Source organism: Marisediminitalea alba, assembly GCF_002993365.1.
In the GTDB taxonomy this organism is placed as follows: domain Bacteria; phylum Pseudomonadota; class Gammaproteobacteria; order Enterobacterales; family Alteromonadaceae; genus Alteromonas; species Alteromonas alba.
Genome location: NZ_PVNP01000003.1, coordinates 1 through 17,684 on the forward strand (window position 1 = coordinate 1; position 17,684 = coordinate 17,684).

The following is a 17,684-nucleotide window of genomic DNA, read 5'->3' on the forward strand; positions in this document are numbered from 1 at the left end:
GGTTAGTCAGCCTTCTCAGGAGATCCCGGATAGCGCCTTTGGCGCTTCCGGGATAACAAACGCATACTGTTTAGGTTAGTCAGCCTTCTCAGGAGATCCCGGATAGCGCCTTTGGCGCTTCCGGGATAACAAACGCGATACTATTTAGGTTAGTCAGCCTTCTCAGGAGATCCCGGATAGCGCCTTTGGCGCTTCCGGGATAACTTCGCGCTTAGGCGCGAAGTTACTCTAAATGCTTGGGTTTATCTGTGTATGGAGGCCAGCCCATCATTTTCCCGGCCAGAACATGTAAATGGATGTGATAAACGGTTTGGCCACCAAACTCATTACAGTTCATTACCGCACGGTAACCCTCTTCGGCAAAGCCCATGTCCTTAGCCAGTTTGGCTGCTACTGTGTAGAGATGGCCGACCACCGCTTCATCTTCTTCGCTGATGTCATTAATGGTGGCAATCTGCTTTTTAGGAATGACCAGAAAATGAATCGGTGCCTGCGGATTGATATCTTTGAAGGCTAACGCCTTGTCGTCCTCGTACAAAATATCTGCCGGGATAGACTTATCAATAATCTTATCAAAAATAGTTTCAGCCATTTGTTATCTCCATCAAATCGATACAGGGCTTACCAGAATATAAAGGCAATCAGCACGACGCCAAGCAGTAAGCGGTATATCACAAACGGTAACATACCGATGCGGCTTATCCAGCTCAGGAACAAAAAGATGCACAGATAAGCACTAACAAAGGAAAAGCCTGCACCATAAATTAATGCCGACCAATCCACAGCTTCATTAGCTTCGAGCAGGTCTTTTACTGCTAGTAATCCGGCTCCGAGAATCACCGGAATAGACAGTAAAAACGAAAAGCGCGCCGCACTTTCCCGATTTAAGCCCAACATTAAACCCGCTGTCATCGTAATGCCTGAACGGGATGTACCCGGAATTAATGCCAGCATCTGGGCCAGACCAATAATAATGGTCTGACGCAGTGTCAGTTGTTCCAGCTTCTGCACATGTTTAGCTTTTACATCGGCGTACCACAGTAGTAAGCCAAACAGGATTGTCGTGGTAGCAATTACCGCGGCACTGCGCGCATGGGTTTCGATCAGGTCTTTCAGTAAAAAGCCGGCGATTACTGCCGGTATAGTGCCAATTACCACAAACCAGGCAAGCTTGCTGTCGGTGGTTTGTTGTTTGCTAAATCCATGCTTAAAGAAGGCCCCTGTCATTTGCAGGATGTCATTACGGAAGTAAATCATTACTGCCAGTAAACTGCCCACGTGCACAGCTACATCGAATGCCAGGCCCTGATTACGCCAGCCGAGCACTTCGGCAGGTAAAATCAAATGGGCGGAACTACTGATAGGTAAAAATTCGGTAAGGCCCTGGATAATGGCCAGAACAATAATTTCGAAAAGCGTCATCCCTGGGGTGAACTCCATTTAAAATCGACAGGTGTGGTTAGCTGCTTGCTGTGATCAAAGGCCTGCCAAAGTTGCGAGAACGTTTTGCCTACTACCGGATGGCGCATATCCGGGGCAATATCAGCCAGCGGCCGTAGTACAAACGCGCGCTGGAGAATTTCCGCTCTGGGCAGCGTCACCGGCGCATCACACACCATTTGATCGAAGCACAATAAATCTAAATCCATTGTGCGTGAACAGTGCTTTTTATACCAGTCTTTTCGCCCGTATTCGGCTTCTAATTGTTTGAATAACTGATAAATAGCCTCCAGCGATAAGCTGGTATCCACTCGTGCCACCCAGTTGTAAAATCCCGGCCCGTCAAAGCCCTCTGCCGGGCAATCATAAACCGGTGATACCAGCACATTGTCAAAGTACTGGTGCAGCAACCGGTAAGCTTCGCGGGTATGAAACTCACGCTCAATGTTTGAGCCAATACCAATAAAAACCTGATGCAGGCTCACTTTATTTGCCCGCCTCGTGGGTAATACGGATACCGACCTTAAGGGCATCGGGTAATATCCCCGGCTTTTCGATCGTCAGTACCAGTTTTTGGATGGGAAAGGCACTGCATACTGCACTGATAATGGCATTGGCAAACGCTTCAAGTAATTCAAAGGAAGAGTCGATACCCACTTGCTTAACGGTTTCTGCAACCGCTGCATAATCGATAGTGTGAGCCACATCGTCTGACTGCATAGCTGCGCTCAGGTCGGCATCGATCAGCAGATCGATAATAAGTACGGTATTTTGCGTGCGTTCCCAGTCATATACGCCTATCAGGGTAGGCACTTCCAGCCCTTCGATAAATATTTGCTGCATTGTTTGCTGCACCTTAAATCTCATTTTTTGCGAGTATAGCATTGGCGTTGCAGATTACGCGATCCCGGTAATCATGGCCAGTCCGGCCAGCTCACAGAACGTTTTATAACTATCACACATAGCGTCACAATGTCTGGCTTTGCGGGCGATATTCTAGTAGTGTGTGCACACTTTTCATACATAGTTGGAGCATTGGCTTGATTGCACTCAGTCTGTTAATGATTGGCGTTGCCTACCTGATAGGCTCTGTTAGCAGTGCAGTATTGGTCAGCCGTGCTTTTCGATTACCTGATCCGCGCCGACATGGCTCGGGCAACCCCGGTGCCACCAATGTTTACCGCCTCGGTGGTCGGGTTCCAGCTTTACTGGTGCTAATTATCGACGTCCTGAAAGGTACCATTCCGGTGTATTCGGCCTTTTTTATGGGGCTTGCCCCGGTGGCCCTGGGTTTTATTGCCATAGCTGCTTGTCTGGGTCATATCTTCCCGCTCTATTTTAATTTTGCCGGCGGTAAAGGCGTCGCTACGGCATTTGGCGCTATGTTGCCAATTGGACCAGCGCTGGCCGGTTCGCTGATTGCCAGCTGGGCGGTTGTGGTGTTTATCTGGGGATATTCTTCACTGGGCGCTATTGTTACCGTGCTACTGGCGCCAGTGTTTACCTGGTTTATCAAGCCTACTTACACCATACCGGTGGCCATGCTGTCGGTGCTGATCATATTCAGGCACAAAGAAAATATTCAGCGCTTGCTCAAAGGCGAAGAGAGTAAAGTCTGGGATAAAGGCAAAGCCAACGAGTAGGCGTTACTCTTCAGGGGTACTTTGCGTAAGTTGTTGCAATGCGTAATCAAGACTTGCTGTTGAGACACCGCCTACATGGCGATACAGTAACTTACCTTGTGGCGAATAAAACAGCGTGGTGGGCAATACCGCCACGCCGAAAGCTTCACTTACGGCTCCGCTGGTATCAAGCAGGACGTTTTCGAGTTTAAGGCCCTGGCTATTGAGAAAGTCATTAACTTCGGCAGCCGACTCCCCCTGATTTAAAAAAATAAAATGCAGATTAGGGTAATTTTGCTGGGCCTGTTCAAGCACTGGCATTTCGCGGCGACATGGCGGGCACCAGGTAGCCCACACATTCAGTACAATGGGCTTATCCGTAAAGGCTGCAAAGTCCACCGTTTGAAGAACATTATTCTGCACCACCGGTAACGGCATGGTCGTGCTGCGATTTACCCAGTTAACCCCAATATAAACCGGCAACATACAAGCGGCAGTGAGCAGAACAACTTTCACTGAAGGCTTGCGGGTAACAGGCAGTTTATGCACACGCCATATCAGTACCAGTGCCCCGGCTATCAATCCGGCCTGGGGCAAAAAGCCGCCATCGCGAATATCCAGCATGGCCAGCAAGTCAAATTGATATTGTGGCCACATGCGCCAGATAAATCCGGCTCTGGCGCCAAGGAGTGCCGCCACAAAAACACTGAACAGGGTGTTTTCTACCTGCGCGCGTAGTGGCTTTTCTTTTACGACCAGACGAAGCCAGACAAGTGCGAGGAACAAAGCTCCCCACACCAGAACATAGTCGATAGCCAGACCTACCGGCCCTATCGACAAGCTATGCAAGCCGGTTCAACCGGCAAGAGTGATTAAGCGCTGGCTTCACTGAACTGTTCATAAGCCAGCATGGCATCTGCGGCGTACATCAGCGACGGACCACCTCCCATGTAGACCGCCATGCCCAGCGTTTCCTCGATTTCCTGCTTGGTTGCACCAAGCTCCACCAGAGCTTTAACGTGAAAGCCGATGCAACCGTCACAGCGGGTAGATACGCCGATTGCCAGGGCGATGAGTTCTTTGGTTTTCTTGTCCAGTACGCCATCTTTGGTAGCGGCTTGCGCCATGGCAGAAAAGCCCTGCATGGTATCGCTGATATCACTGCGTAATGCTTTTAAATTACTGGAAATACGTTGGGTAATTTCGGGATAAGACTTACTCATTTTCACGACCTCGTAGGTTACTGTTCAGCCAGCGCCTGATTGAGTATGTCCAGCTTACCGTCGATGGGGCGGAGCAACTCAAGTCCCAGCACTTTTGCCAATGCCGGATACACCTCCAGATTACTGAAGCGCGGAAGGCGTTGCCCTTGCTTAAAGGCAGGCCCGGCAGCGACAAACGTTGCCCCCATGTCCGGATGTTCAGGCAGATAGCCATGACCGCCCGGACCAATACGGCTGTCTTTATTTTTAGCAAACCGGGCCGGTGCATCAATGGTAATGATAATATCACCGGTACGCGGATTATGCGGCATGTGATAATGGTTTCGTTGATTTTCATCAAACACTCTGACTCCGGGCAGTGCTAATGCTCGCAACGCCTCTTCCTGCTTTTTAACGTCCGCCTCGCTGACACCGTCTTTGGCGTACAAGAGTATTTGTTCGCCTTCGTTGAGTACCAGAAAGTCATCGCTGATATTCAGCTCGTCCTGATAAATTATCCGGCTGGTATCTACCGCGTTCATGCCGTGATCAGACACCAGGATTAGGTTAACCTTAATTGGCAAAGCCTGAATACGTTCATACAACTGGCCAATCAGCGCATCAATTTTTTGCACGGCGGCAAAAGTCTGCGGTGCGTCCGGACCATAATCGTGCCCCACGGTATCGACTAAAGAGAAGTAACCGGCAATAAACACCGGGCGGGTCGCATCCGGATAGGTCAGCCATTCAATGATCTGATCAATACGCTGCTGATAGTCTGAATATTTGGAATAGTGAAAATGATAAGAAGGTAACTGCCCGCCAATCCGTGCGTCTGACTCCGGCCAGAAGTAGGTGGCTGCCGGGTAACCATGGGTTTCTACCAGATTCCAGAACGGCATCGCCGTGATCCAGGTGCTGTCTTTGTAAGCTTCCCCCATGGAGTAGTAAGCATGGCGGCTTTTATCATAAAAACGGTTGTTCACAATACCGTGATTAACCGGCAACAGGCCGGTCAGCAGCGAAATATGATTAGGAAAAGTATTGGCCGGATACACCGGCTGCATGCTTTCAGCGCGAACACCGCGAGCGGCAATATTGGCCATAGCCCGGGCCTGATGCTTGTCGATATAGTCGTGACGAAAGCCATCGATTGAGATTAATACCACATGCTGTTCCGGACGTTCAGCATGTACATTCAGACTAAGAAGAATCAGGCAGCCAAGTAGACTGCGCCAGCTAAAAAATGTCATAAAAGGCTTTGATATCAATTAAAAAGCATAAGATAACACCTTTTTTATGACACTGGTGTTAACGAATCAAGCGGCCAGCGAGGAACTACCGATTCTGACAGAGGAGTGGTTTCACCTGCTTTGAGTCGCTGCAAGCCTGCATACGCTATCATTGCGCCATTATCGGTACAAAAACTTAAGCCCGGGTAATACACTTCGCCGTTGATATCCTGCATTAATTTGGTCATGGCAGTACGTAGCGAAGTGTTGGCACTCACGCCCCCGGCTATCACCAATCGTTTCAGTCCGGTTTGTTTAAGTGCCCTTTTACACTTAATAATCAGGGTATCGATTACCGCTTCCTGAAAAGCAAAGGCAATATTGGCCTTGGTTTGATCACTGCCGTCGGCGTCGCGAATAGTATTGGCAGCAAAGGTTTTAAGACCACTGAAGCTAAAGTCCAGACCAGGGCGGTCGGTCATCGGGCGCGGAAAACTGTAGTGGCCGCCTTCGCCCTGATCGGCCAGCTTCGCTAGCAGCGGGCCCCCCGGATAATCCAACCCCAGCAGCTTGGCCGTTTTATCAAAGGCTTCACCAGCCGCATCGTCGATAGACTCACCGAGTAATTCATAACTGCCGATACCATCTACGCGCACCAGCATGGAATGACCGCCAGACACCAGCAGCGCAACGAAAGGAAACGGCGGCGGGTTATCTTCCAGCATGGGGGCTAACAAATGCCCTTCCATATGATGCACGCCAATGGTCGGCACATTCCAGGCATAGGCTAACGAACGTCCTACTGAGGCGCCCACCAGTAATGCGCCAACCAGGCCGGGCCCGCGGGTATAGGCAATACCATCGATATCATCAGAAGAGGAATCCGCATCGCTCAACGCTTTTTGAATCAGCGGGACGATTTTGCGCACATGGTCTCGGGATGCCAGCTCGGGAACTACGCCACCGTAATCGGCGTGCAACTTAACCTGACTGTATAAGGTATGCGACAGAAGCCCCTGTTCGTCGTCATAAACAGCAATACCGGTTTCATCACAGGATGTCTCAATACCTAATACGCGCATAGTGTTCTGTTTGCCTTTAGTTGATCAGATTTAGCAGGGGTGACTGGCTGCGAAGTTTAACCGAATTGGTGAATTCAGGCCACTACGGTGCATTGGGTGTATTATATGGGGCGTTTTGGCTATTTTTTTAACACTAAGACTTTACATCCTTGGCGTGAATGATTAGAATTTCGCACCATTTTTAACCCGGGTGGTTTAAAAGTACCTATTTTAACCCGGACATCCTGTTAAGTTTTGAGGTGAATTTTTAATGCCTATCGTTAAAGTTAGAGAAAACGAGCCATTTGACGTAGCACTGCGTCGTTTTAAGCGTTCTTGTGAAAAAGCCGGTGTTCTGTCAGAAGTTCGTCGTCGTGAATTTTTCGAAAAGCCAACTTGGGAACGTAAGCGCAAGAAAGCAGCTGCTAAAAAGCGTCACCTGAAAAAGCTGGCTCGCGAAAACGCACGTCGCGTAAAACTGTACTAATTCACCTTTAGTCCAGTTTAGCTGCAATAACATGCAGCAAAAAAACCTGTAAGCAACTATCGACTGAGTAACTTATGGCGCTAATCGACGATTTAAAAAATGCACAAAAAGAGGCAATGCGGGCAAAAAACAAGGTCCGTCTTGGCACTATTCGCATGGCGTTAGCAGCTATTAAGCAAAAAGAAATCGATGAGCAGGTAACTTTAGGCGATTCTGATATCCTGGCAGTGTTAACCAAAATGGTTAAACAACGCCAGGATGCTGCCGCGCAGTACGATTCGGCAGGTCGTGAAGACCTGGCGCAAACTGAGCGCTCAGAGATTGTCGAACTCGAGTCTTTCCTGCCCCAGCCTCTTACAAAAGAGGAAATTGCCGTGCTGATCGATGAAGCTATGACTTCAACCGGTGCCAGCGGCATGCAAGATATGGGTAAGGTGATGGGTGTGTTAAAACCCCAGGTACAAGGCCGGGCCGATATGGGCGCACTGAGCGCCCAAATCAAACAGCGTTTAGGGTAAATTACCCAACCCACGCTGGCATTTATGGTAGCGGCGCAGATCGTTGCGCTTACCACATATCCTGATAAAGTATCCGCAATCCAATACTTCATGGCAGCGTAGTACAATCTATGGCAGGTAAAATCCCTCGCGAATTTATCGACGACCTGTTGGCCCGTACCGACATCGTTGAAATTGTTGATAGCCGTGTCCGGCTCAAAAAAGCGGGGAAAAACTATTCAGCCTGCTGTCCGTTCCACGACGAAAAAACGCCCTCTTTTACCGTAAGCCAGGATAAACAGTTTTATCACTGCTTTGGCTGTGGTGAGCATGGCAATGCCATTTCGTTTCTGATGGACTATGACCGGCTGGAGTTTGTTGAAGCTATTGAAGAACTGGCGAAGATGCACGGCCTGGAAGTGCCAAGGGAGCAAGGTTCAGGTCGTTTTACCAGTAACAAAGAGAAGCAGCAGAACGAGTCAGACTTCCAGTTAATGGAAAAGGTCACACGCTTTTTCCAGCATCAGCTTAAACACCATGCCCAGGGCAGTAAAGCGGTGGAGTATCTCAAGCAGCGCGGTTTGTCTGGCGAAATTGTTAAGCAATGGGAAATTGGTTACGCGCCGCCGGATTGGGATGCGGTACTCAAAACCTTTGGTACCGACAACGCGTTAAGAAAACAGTTACTCGATCTTAAACTGGTAAACCAAAACGACAACGGCAAACAGTATGATTTTTTTCGCGACCGGATCATGTTTCCGATTCGTGATAAGCGTGGCCGGGTGTGTGGCTTTGGTGGCCGGATTATGGAAGGCAATGGCCCGAAATACCTGAACTCACCGGAAACACGTATCTTTCATAAAGGATACGAGTTGTTTGGCTACTACCAAACCCGCCAGCAACGTAACTTACAGCGCATCATGGTGGTTGAGGGTTATATGGATGTGGTAGCGCTAAGTCAGTATGGCATCCAGTATGCCACCGCTGCACTCGGTACCGCGACCACTCAGGATCATATGACCATGCTGATGCGTGGTACGCAGGAAATTGTGTGTTGTTACGATGGCGACCGGGCTGGTAGAGATGCTGCATGGCGCGCGGTGGAAAATGCCCTGCCAGCCTTAAAGGATGGCGTACAATTAAAATTCCTGTTTCTGCCGGATGGCGAAGACCCTGATACCATGGTACGTCAGATTGGTCAGGAAGCCTTTGAGGAAATGGTCGCCAGGGCAACGCCGCTATCGACCTTTTTCTTTGATGCCTTACTTAAGCAGCATTCTGTTGGTACCCCGGAAGGTAAAATTGCCCTGAAATCAGCCGCCCAGCCACTGATAGACCAGGTAGCCGGCGAACAACAAAAGCTGATGCTGAGTGAAGAACTCAGCAAACACGTAGGTGAGTACGACCGTTTTAAGCTCGATAGGGATATTCGCGCCGCCAATGCCAGCCCTGGTTCAGCGGCCCCCAGACAGCAAAAAAATGACGGCGGCAATATCAATAAAACCCGCCTGTCGCCGATAAGTGTAATGATTAGATTGTTGCTGGAACATCCGTCACTGGCAGCAGAGTGTAGTGATTCCGTACAGCCTGAATTTCTCAACGGTTCAGGGATTGCCGGCCTCAATGTTTTACAGGATGTGTTCAGTTTTTGTGCCAGCCATCCGCAGGCTAAAACTGCACAAGTGGTTGAAAACTTCCGCGAGCACCCTTATTCAAAGAGTCTGGGTCGGTTACTCGTGCAGGAGCACTTCATTGATGAGGCCGACGCACAAAGGGTATTTCGGGACTGCTTTGCCCGCCTGTTAGACTGGCATTTCGATAGCCGCATTGACCAATTGTTGTCAAAATCAAGAATTCAGGCGCTTAGTAGTGACGAAAAACAGGAATTAAATATGCTCATGCGGGAACGGCAAAGCAGTTAATTCATCACAGCAACCTATGCATTGGGTATAAGTATTGAAAGTTGCGGTGAAGGCTTTAAACCTAAGCAACAACGAACCCGGAGCAGACTTCGGCATTAATCGCAGGCAACGGGCCTGCGACCGACAGACCAGTTAACGGCGAATTAGCACCACATTTACAGCAGAACCGGCAAGTTTTGAAAGGCTTATCAGCAAAATTAGATGCGGTAAAAGTAGCCGCCGTAGTAGTCAAAATAACCGTGTTTCTGTTATACTGTGTAATTCGCTGCCGTCGTCGCAATGGGCAGGCAATTAAACGTAAACCAACAAAAGCAGTCTACCGTAGGTAAGTTGTAACGTTATTACCTCGGTCCGTCATAGATTTACATTTGGACGGGTCATATTGCAATGGTTAATTTTTGAAAAGTGTAGGGTATATGGCGCAAAGCAAGCAGTCTCAGATTAAACTCCTGATTGCGAAAGGTAAAGAACAAGGTTATTTGACGTTTTCTGAAGTCAACGACCATCTGCCTCAAGACATTGTCGATTCGGATCAGATAGAAGATATCATCCGCATGATCAATGACATGGGTATCCAGGTAGCAGAATCAGCACCGGATTCCGATGAACTGTTAATGCAGGAAACCACCACTGACGAAGAAGTTGCAGAAGCGGCAGCACAAGCGCTGGCTACTGTTGAAAGCGAAATTGGACGTACCACCGACCCGGTCCGCATGTACATGCGTGAAATGGGTACCGTAGAACTCCTTACCCGTGAAGGCGAAATCGAAATCGCCAAACGTATCGAAGACGGTATTAATCAGGTTCAGTGTTCTGTTGCAGAATACCCTGAAGCCATTACTTACCTCCTCGATCAATGGGACCTTTACGAAGCAGAAGAAATTCGCTTAAGCGATATCATTTCTGGCTTTGTTGATCCGAATAACGAAGAAGACCTCGCCCCCACCGCCACACACGTTGGTTCAGAACTTTCTCAGGAAGAGCTGGACGACGAAGATGATGACGATGATGACGACAACGATGATGATGACGAAGATGATACCGGTGTTGATCCGGAAGAAGCTCGTCAGAAGTTTGCAGAATTACGCGATCAGTATCAGGTTGCCCGCAAGGTCATTGAAACAAAAGGTCGTACTCACGCCGATTCGCGTAAAGAAATTAACGCGCTGAGCGACATCTTTAAAGAATTCCGCCTGGTGCCAAAACAGTTCGATCGTCTGGTTCGCAATATGCGTGAGATGATGGACCGCGTACGCATCCAGGAACGTCTGGTAATGAAGTACTGCGTCATGCACGCCAAAATGCCGAAGAAAGACTTCATCAAAGCTTTCGCCGGTAACGAAACGTCTACCGCATGGTTGGATACGATTCTGTCTGGCAACGCACCTTATGCTGGCTTGTTACAGTCGTACAAAGAAGAAATCGAGCGCAGTGTTGGCAAGATTTCTCAGGTTGAGCAAGAAACCGGTTTGGTTGTTGCCGACATTAAAGATATCAACCGTCGCATGTCGATTGGTGAAGCTAAAGCCCGTCGTGCCAAGAAAGAAATGGTTGAGGCAAACTTACGTCTGGTTATTTCAATTGCTAAGAAGTACACCAACCGTGGTCTGCAATTCCTCGACCTTATTCAGGAAGGTAACATTGGTCTGATGAAAGCGGTGGATAAGTTTGAATACCGCCGTGGTTATAAATTCTCAACCTATGCAACCTGGTGGATCCGTCAGGCGATTACCCGTTCGATTGCCGACCAGGCGCGGACCATTCGTATTCCGGTTCACATGATCGAAACCATTAACAAACTGAACCGTATCTCTCGCCAGATGCTGCAGGAAATGGGTCGTGAACCAACGCCGGAAGAACTGTCTGAGCGCATGCTGATGCCGGAAGACAAAATTCGTAAGGTACTGAAGATTGCGAAGGAGCCAATCTCGATGGAAACCCCCATCGGTGATGATGAAGATTCGCATCTGGGTGACTTTATCGAGGACAGCACCATTATTCAGCCCCTCGATTCAGCTACCGGCGGCAGCCTGAAAGACGCCACTCAGGAAGTTCTGGCTGGCCTGACTGCCCGTGAAGCAAAGGTACTGCGTATGCGTTTCGGTATCGACATGAATACCGACCACACGCTGGAAGAAGTGGGTAAACAGTTTGATGTAACCCGTGAGCGTATCCGTCAGATCGAAGCCAAGGCGTTGCGTAAGCTGCGCCACCCCAGCCGCTCTGAACAGCTGCGCAGCTTCCTGGACGAATAAATCGTCTTGCTACTAATCATCAAAAGCCAGTCTTAATGACTGGCTTTTTTGTTTATTTCAACAAAGTGCATCTGGTGATTAAACGGGTTAATAATCACCTTATAAAGATGCAGTAAGTCACTACCCAGAATACCGACTACCTCTAAATCGGCCAGCACTGCCAGGTCCTGCTCGTAACCGGTTAGGGTTATCGCCTCGCCGCCAAGGGTAAAACTCACTTCGTTGTGTTTGCCAAACTTAACCAATTGGGGATCAAACACCGATACGCTTGCACCAGTATCCAGCATCACGCGCTGCATTTTGCCTTCCAGCATCACCTCGATAATAAGCGGGCCATACTGATCTTCATAGGCCAGCGTCGTGGTTGGCAGCAAACCGTGCGGTGGCTGTTCGTACAGGCAGATGAATTTGTTTCGGTAATCGAACTCCACGATATAATCCTGCAGAAAGCCCCACCCGATAACCGCCTCAATATCCGTAGAAATTTGCTCTGCCACACCTTCGATATCGCCGCGGGAACTGCTGAAACTAACGTCTGAAAACATGCGTTCGCCAAGCTTAAGCGTGCTTAACGTGCCCTGATATACGTCCCATTGATTGCCGTTAATATCACCGGCCTTAAAACCGGCCTTTTCGAGTGGAATCGCCAGGGCCTCAGCGGTAGAAAAAGCAATTTGCAGATTTTGCTGATCGCCAATATCAATCATCGCTAACATTGGCTCACCGTTAGCCTCGATGTCGGTAAAAATCAGTCCATAAGGGCTGATTTCAAATTTAAACGTTATGGGTTCATCGGCTGCATAAGCCGCATTAACTGCGGCTAAGGTAGCCAGCAAAAGATACAAAAGCTTGTGGATAAGACGACGTTTCATGGGTATTCATCCTTGAATAATTCTCAACGTAAAGCACCTTAAAATATAATCATCACTGTATAAAATTTCAACGCATGGGTGCTTGCATGGCTGCGTCTTGAGAGAAGTTAACCGTATGTAAATGTTATTTAGCCCCGAACCTATTCACCTCAATGAATAAATCAGGCTAAGATACACTGTGGTTAAAGTCACTTTACCGCTAAAAAACGACAGATACGAAATTCTAATAACGATAAGGGAATCACATGCAACTTCACAGGTTACGCCTGAGAGCTGCTGCACTCTGTTTTGCAGTCATCCTCTCTCCCACCGTTCCGGCAGCCACCGAATATCAAAAACCGGCGGAAGAAATTCTCCAGCTCGTCGATGTAAAACGCGCTCCCTATTTTCTGATGAATGATAGTCAGGATACCGCGTTGATGCTGTACCGCGATACTTATAAAACTATCGCCGAGCTATCCGAAGAGGAGCTGCGACTGGGGGGATTACGTATTGATCCCAAAGCGAATATCGGCAGTCGAGATACTTTTTATAACGATTTAAAAATTCAGCGAATCAACAGTCAACAAACGGTAGAAATCGCCGGATTACCCGATAGCCCGCGATTATCCAACTTTGCCTGGTCGCCGGATCAGCAAAAAATGGCCATGACCCACAAGACCCCGAACGGCATTGAGTTATGGGTTGTAGATTTAAAAACCGCTAAGGCCAAGCGCCTTACTAAAACAATCCTTAACGCCAACATGCGTGATGTAATCAACTGGTTTGCTGACGGCTCTGCACTGCTGGTAAAAGTGGTACCCGAGAACCGCCAGCCGCTGATTAACACCGAATCAGCCACCCCGACCGGCCCAACGGTATCGGTGAGTGACGGCAAAAAAGCCCAGAATCGTACCTATCAGGATCTGCTGAAAAACAAAAATGACGAATTTAACTTTGAACAGTTAACCCGCTCTGCGCTGGTAAAAGTCGACCTTAACGGCGACACTTCCAACTGGCTGGCACCGGCGATGTACGGCAATATTGATGTCTCACCCGATGGCCAGTATGTACTGGTTACCCGTTACAAAAAGCCGTTCAGCTATCTGGTGCAATACAACCGTTTTCCATCGGTCACCAGTGTGTATACCCATCAGGGCAAATTTGTTAATGATATTGTTTCGGTACCGCTGATTGAGGATCTGCCCAAGGGCTTTATGGCCACTCGCGAAGGCCGCCGCTCTGTCCAGTGGCGTGATGATAAACACGCAACCCTGGTCTTTGCCGAAGCGCAGGACAAAGGCGATCCGGCTGTTGAAGTTGACTATCGCGATGCGGTATACGCGCTGGAACCGCCATTCGATGGCACTCCGTCGCTGCTACTTAAAACCCATAACCGCTTTTCACGCATTATGTGGGGTAACGACGATCACGCGATTGCCCAGGATTACTGGTGGAACACCCGTAATACTAAAGCCTATGCGTTTAACCCGAGCGACAGCAATACAGAGCCTACGGTTATTTTCGACCGCAATTATCAGGATGCCTACAGCGATCCGGGCTCTTTTGTAACTGAGCGCAATGAATTTGGTCAGAGCGTACTGGCAATGGATGGCGCGAAGGTCTTCTTACTAGGCGATGGCTATTCAGATAAAGGACAATTTCCTTTCCTCGACAGTCTTAATCTTAAAACGCTCGAAAAAGAGCGCCTCTACCACTCTGCCTATACCGATAAACTGGAAGAGTTATACGATTACAAAGTTGATGAGCAAAAACTCACCGTGAGTATCGAGTCAAAAAGTAAATACCCGAACCGCTACTTCCGTCATCTAACCGACCAATCGATTACGCAGTTAACAGACTTTGAAAATCCGTTTAAAGCCATTCAGAGCGTTAAAAAGGAAGTCATCACCTATAAGCGTGACGACGGGCTGGAGCTTTCCGGCACGCTTTATTTGCCGGTTGGCTACGAGGAAGGTAAGCAATATCCGATGATCCTGTGGGCATACCCCCGGGAGTATAAAGATCAAAACAGCGCCTCACAGAATACCAGTAATCCCAATGAGTTTACCTATCCGTTCTGGGGCTCACCGATTTACTGGGTAAACAAAGGCTATGTGGTACTCGATGGCGCGGCCTTCCCCATTGTTGGCGAAGGCGATGAAGAGCCCAATGACAGCTTCCGCAGCCAGTTAGTAGCTAACGCCAGGGCCGCCATTGATGCCGTTGACGCGCGCGGGCTTATCGACCGACAGCGCGTAGCAGTGGGTGGTCACAGCTATGGTGCCTTTATGGTGGCTAACCTGCTGTCTCATTCTGATTTATTTGCTGCCGGTATCGCTCGCAGTGGTGCCTATAACCGCACCCTCACGCCCTTTGGCTTCCAGTCTGAAGAGCGCTCTTACTGGGAAGCTCCAGAGGTGTATTACACCATGTCGCCCTTTATGCATGCCGACAAAATGAAAACCCCGTTATTACTTATACATGGCGAGGCTGATAACAACAGTGGAACCTACCCCATGCAAAGTGAGCGCTACTTTAATGCCCTTAAAGGCCTTGGTGCCACAGCACGACTGGTAATGTTACCCAAAGAGTCCCACGGCTACCGCGCCAAGGAAAGTATCCTGCACATGCTGTGGGAACAGGACCAGTGGCTGGAACAACACGTAAAGGCTAAGTAACCCCTGCAGCGCGCAGGTCCGGCGGGCCTGTGTGCTCAGCAGCCTATTTCAACAGGAAAACAACAATGAAAAAACTGATTACACTTTTAACAGGATTATTTGTAAGCGCTTCCACCGCGGTACTCGCCAGTGATAACACACTCTCAGCTATAGAACAGCAGCAGGGTTGGGAAAGTTTGTTCGACGGTAAGTCACTTAAAGGCTGGCGAAATTATCAAAAGGACGAAGCCGGCAGTAACTGGCAAGTCACTAACGGCACCATCACCCTTACAAAAGGTGGCAGTGGCGACCTGATTACGGAAAAGCAGTATGACGAGTTTGAACTGAGCCTGGACTGGAAGATTTCCGAGGCCGGAAACAGCGGTGTTTTCTTTCTGGCTGATGAGAGTGAGCAGTATATTTTCTTCCATGCCCCTGAAATCCAGATCATCGACAATGAAAAACATCCCGACAGCAAGCTCGACTCTCATCGCTCTGGCTCACTGTACGATATGGTGGTTGCACCGCCTGCGGCCTATAAGGACGCGGGAGAATGGAATAACCTGCGCATTAAACTGCACAATGATGTGCTGGAAGTCTGGCAGAATGGCGTAATGACCGTTCACATCGTGATGCATTCGTCTACCTGGGACAAACTTGTAGCAGCCAGTAAATTTGCCAAATGGGAAGGCTTTGGCGACCAGACCAAAGGCCATATCGGGCTCCAGGATCACGGCGACAAAGTGTGGTTTAAAAAAATAAAAATCCGGGAGTTACGCTAATGACAAAATTTGCCCATCAGGTGGTTATTGTCGGCTCAGGTGCTGGCGGCGCGATGGCCGCCTACGAGCTGACCAAAGCAGGCATCAATGTACTGATGCTCGAAGCTGGTCGTGACTATAATCCCAAAACCGAAACGCCGATGTTTAAGCGCAACGCCGACGCGCCATTAATGGGCGCGGCCACATCAGATAAAAACTTTGGCTACTACGATGCCACCGTTGATGGCGGCTGGTCGGTCATTGATGAGCCCTACACCACCGATGATGAATCCGATTTTTTATGGTGGCGGGCGCGAATGCTTGGCGGTCGCACTAACCACTGGGGCCGTTATTCACTGCGCTTCAGCGAACATGACTTTAAAGGCAAAAGCCGCGACGGCCTGGGTGCAGACTGGCCCTTTGAGTATGCAGATATCGCCCCGTGGTACGATAAAACCGAAAGTCTGGTAGGGGTGTGTGGCACCAACACCGGGCTTGATGATATGCCCGATTCCCCGCCCGGCGTGCTGCAGCCGCCGCCCACACCAAGGATCCCGGAGTTACTGGTGGCCGCTGCCGCGAAAAAACACGGCATTACTGCGGTTCCCATGCACCGCGCGGTACTTACCCGGCCTAAGGACGAGCGGGCAGCCTGCTTTTATGCCACGCCCTGTGGGCATGGCTGCTCAATCGGCGCGGCATTTCAAACCACGACGTCGTTAATTCCAATGGCCCACAAAACGGGACATTTTAAGCTTATCACCAACGCCATGGTCAAACAGGTAAATACCAATGACGAAGGCAAGGTCACAGGACTGACTTACATCGATAAAGCCAGTAGCGAAGAGGTAACGCTGGACTCGCCAGTGGTTATCCTGGCAGCCAGCGCCTGTGAATCGGCCAGAATTATGCTGAATTCAGCGTCGCCCGGTCATCCCAATGGCCTGGCTAATTCAAGCGGCCAGCTGGGCCGTAACCTGATGGACTCCACCGGTGCCGGGCTAGGCGCTACTATACCAGCGTTGAAAAACCGCCCGCGCTACAACGAGGATGGCCATACTGCCAACCACCTGTTCATTCCCTGGTGGGGTCACAACGAGCAACATAAACTGAATTTTCCCCGTGGTTATCACTTTGAGCTGGGTACCGGTTTCAGAGAGCCCGGCGCCTGGGTATCCGGCGATTTCTCAGGGTATGGCGAGTCATTAAAAGATGAAGCCAAGGCTAATTATGGCGCCAGTGTGTACTTTGCCCTGCGCGGCGAAATGCTGCCTAATGAACACTGCTACATGGATATTGACCCTGACGTTACCGATAAATGGGGCATTCCGGTTGCCCGTTTCCATTGGCAGTGGTCAGAACATGAACTTAATCAGGTAGCCCACGGCCTGCAAACCGCTAAAACTCTGCTTGAGACCATGGGCGCAACCGTGGGTGAGCTGCCACCGCCAGAGCAAGCCATTGCCAAAGGCGGCGAGATTATCCATGAAGTGGGCACGGCCAGAATGTGCGACTCACCAACAGATTCTGTGACCAATCAATGGGGACAAACCTGGGACTGCCCGAATCTGTTTGTGATGGACGGCGGCGTATTTGCTTCTAACCCACATAAAAACTGCACGCTCACTATTATGACGCTGGCTATGCGAAACGCTAACTGGCTGGCAGGCCAGATCCAACAGGGAGCTTTGTAA

Annotated in this window: 17 protein-coding genes; 8 read left to right on the plus strand and 9 right to left on the minus strand. The window is 49.5% G+C overall.

The window, feature by feature from the left end; translation table 11 throughout:
* Positions 1-223: 223 nt before the first annotated feature.
* The 4 genes from C6Y40_RS00030 to folB are packed head-to-tail and all read right to left on the minus strand — an operon-like array spanning position 224 to position 2,283.
* A complete protein-coding gene (locus C6Y40_RS00030; RefSeq protein WP_105932744.1) occupies positions 224-592 on the minus strand; it encodes a histidine triad nucleotide-binding protein in 369 nt (122 codons plus the stop codon).
* A gap of 29 nt (positions 593-621) precedes the next feature.
* Positions 622-1,422, minus strand: a complete 801-nt coding sequence (locus tag C6Y40_RS00035; protein WP_105932745.1) for an undecaprenyl-diphosphate phosphatase — start codon at positions 1,420-1,422, stop codon at positions 622-624.
* Positions 1,419-1,925 (minus strand): 2-amino-4-hydroxy-6-hydroxymethyldihydropteridine diphosphokinase, encoded by a 507-nt coding sequence (gene folK, locus C6Y40_RS00040; protein ID WP_240621792.1) that lies wholly within the window; start codon positions 1,923-1,925, stop codon positions 1,419-1,421. The genes C6Y40_RS00035 and folK overlap by 4 nt, the downstream gene beginning before the upstream one ends.
* Before the next feature lies 1 nt (position 1,926).
* Positions 1,927-2,283 (minus strand): dihydroneopterin aldolase, encoded by a 357-nt coding sequence (gene folB, locus C6Y40_RS00045; protein WP_105932859.1) that lies wholly within the window; start codon positions 2,281-2,283, stop codon positions 1,927-1,929.
* A 197-nt stretch (positions 2,284-2,480) separates the two neighbouring features.
* Here folB and plsY point away from each other — a divergent pair, with 197 nt between their 5' ends.
* The gene (gene plsY / locus C6Y40_RS00050; RefSeq protein WP_105932747.1) at positions 2,481-3,083 is read left to right on the plus strand and encodes a glycerol-3-phosphate 1-O-acyltransferase PlsY; all 603 of its coding nucleotides are present in this window, start codon (positions 2,481-2,483) and stop codon (positions 3,081-3,083) included.
* 3 nt (positions 3,084-3,086) lie between these two features.
* On the opposite strand, the gene C6Y40_RS00055 is transcribed toward plsY, so the two are convergent.
* Genes C6Y40_RS00055 through tsaD form a run of 4 tightly spaced genes read right to left on the minus strand, consistent with a single transcriptional unit; the run spans position 3,087 to position 6,578 of the window.
* The gene (locus C6Y40_RS00055) at positions 3,087-3,911 is read right to left on the minus strand and encodes a TlpA disulfide reductase family protein (protein ID WP_146129457.1); all 825 of its coding nucleotides are present in this window, start codon (positions 3,909-3,911) and stop codon (positions 3,087-3,089) included.
* A 23-nt stretch (positions 3,912-3,934) separates the two neighbouring features.
* A complete protein-coding gene (locus tag C6Y40_RS00060; protein ID WP_105932749.1) occupies positions 3,935-4,285 on the minus strand; it encodes a carboxymuconolactone decarboxylase family protein in 351 nt (116 codons plus the stop codon).
* Between the two features lie 17 nt (positions 4,286-4,302).
* A complete protein-coding gene (locus C6Y40_RS00065; protein ID WP_105932750.1) occupies positions 4,303-5,517 on the minus strand; it encodes an alkaline phosphatase family protein in 1,215 nt (404 codons plus the stop codon).
* A 44-nt stretch (positions 5,518-5,561) separates the two neighbouring features.
* Positions 5,562-6,578: a tRNA (adenosine(37)-N6)-threonylcarbamoyltransferase complex transferase subunit TsaD gene (tsaD, locus tag C6Y40_RS00070; protein ID WP_105932751.1), complete on the minus strand. Its 1,017-nt coding sequence runs from the start codon at positions 6,576-6,578 to the stop codon at positions 5,562-5,564.
* 250 nt (positions 6,579-6,828) lie between these two features.
* Here tsaD and rpsU point away from each other — a divergent pair, with 250 nt between their 5' ends.
* The 4 genes from rpsU (at position 6,829) to rpoD (ending at position 11,718) form a co-directional block, all read left to right on the plus strand.
* Entirely contained in the window at positions 6,829-7,044 is a 216-nt protein-coding gene (gene rpsU, locus C6Y40_RS00075; RefSeq protein ID WP_012517258.1) for a 30S ribosomal protein S21, read from the plus strand.
* 74 nt (positions 7,045-7,118) lie between these two features.
* Entirely contained in the window at positions 7,119-7,562 is a 444-nt protein-coding gene (locus C6Y40_RS00080) for a GatB/YqeY domain-containing protein (RefSeq protein WP_105932752.1), read from the plus strand.
* Positions 7,563-7,672: 110 nt separating this feature from the next.
* Positions 7,673-9,463 (plus strand): DNA primase, encoded by a 1,791-nt coding sequence (dnaG, locus tag C6Y40_RS00085; RefSeq protein WP_105932753.1) that lies wholly within the window; start codon positions 7,673-7,675, stop codon positions 9,461-9,463.
* A gap of 416 nt (positions 9,464-9,879) precedes the next feature.
* The gene (gene rpoD, locus C6Y40_RS00090; RefSeq protein WP_105932754.1) at positions 9,880-11,718 is read left to right on the plus strand and encodes an RNA polymerase sigma factor RpoD; all 1,839 of its coding nucleotides are present in this window, start codon (positions 9,880-9,882) and stop codon (positions 11,716-11,718) included.
* Positions 11,719-11,750: 32 nt separating this feature from the next.
* Here rpoD and C6Y40_RS00095 read toward each other — a convergent pair whose 3' ends face one another.
* The gene (locus tag C6Y40_RS00095; protein WP_105932755.1) at positions 11,751-12,590 is read right to left on the minus strand and encodes a pepsin/retropepsin-like aspartic protease family protein; all 840 of its coding nucleotides are present in this window, start codon (positions 12,588-12,590) and stop codon (positions 11,751-11,753) included.
* 245 nt (positions 12,591-12,835) lie between these two features.
* Here C6Y40_RS00095 and C6Y40_RS00100 point away from each other — a divergent pair, with 245 nt between their 5' ends.
* The 3 genes from C6Y40_RS00100 to C6Y40_RS00110 all read left to right on the plus strand — a co-directional run bounded on the left by C6Y40_RS00100 (position 12,836) and on the right by C6Y40_RS00110 (position 17,684).
* Positions 12,836-15,250: a S9 family peptidase gene (locus tag C6Y40_RS00100; RefSeq protein WP_105932756.1), complete on the plus strand. Its 2,415-nt coding sequence runs from the start codon at positions 12,836-12,838 to the stop codon at positions 15,248-15,250.
* A 65-nt stretch (positions 15,251-15,315) separates the two neighbouring features.
* Complete coding sequence (locus C6Y40_RS00105; protein WP_105932757.1) at positions 15,316-16,011, plus strand: 3-keto-disaccharide hydrolase; 696 nt, start codon at positions 15,316-15,318, stop codon at positions 16,009-16,011.
* On the plus strand, positions 16,011-17,684 hold the full coding sequence (locus tag C6Y40_RS00110; RefSeq protein WP_105932758.1) for a GMC family oxidoreductase: 1,674 nt from the start codon (positions 16,011-16,013) through the stop codon (positions 17,682-17,684). The genes C6Y40_RS00105 and C6Y40_RS00110 overlap by 1 nt, the downstream gene beginning before the upstream one ends.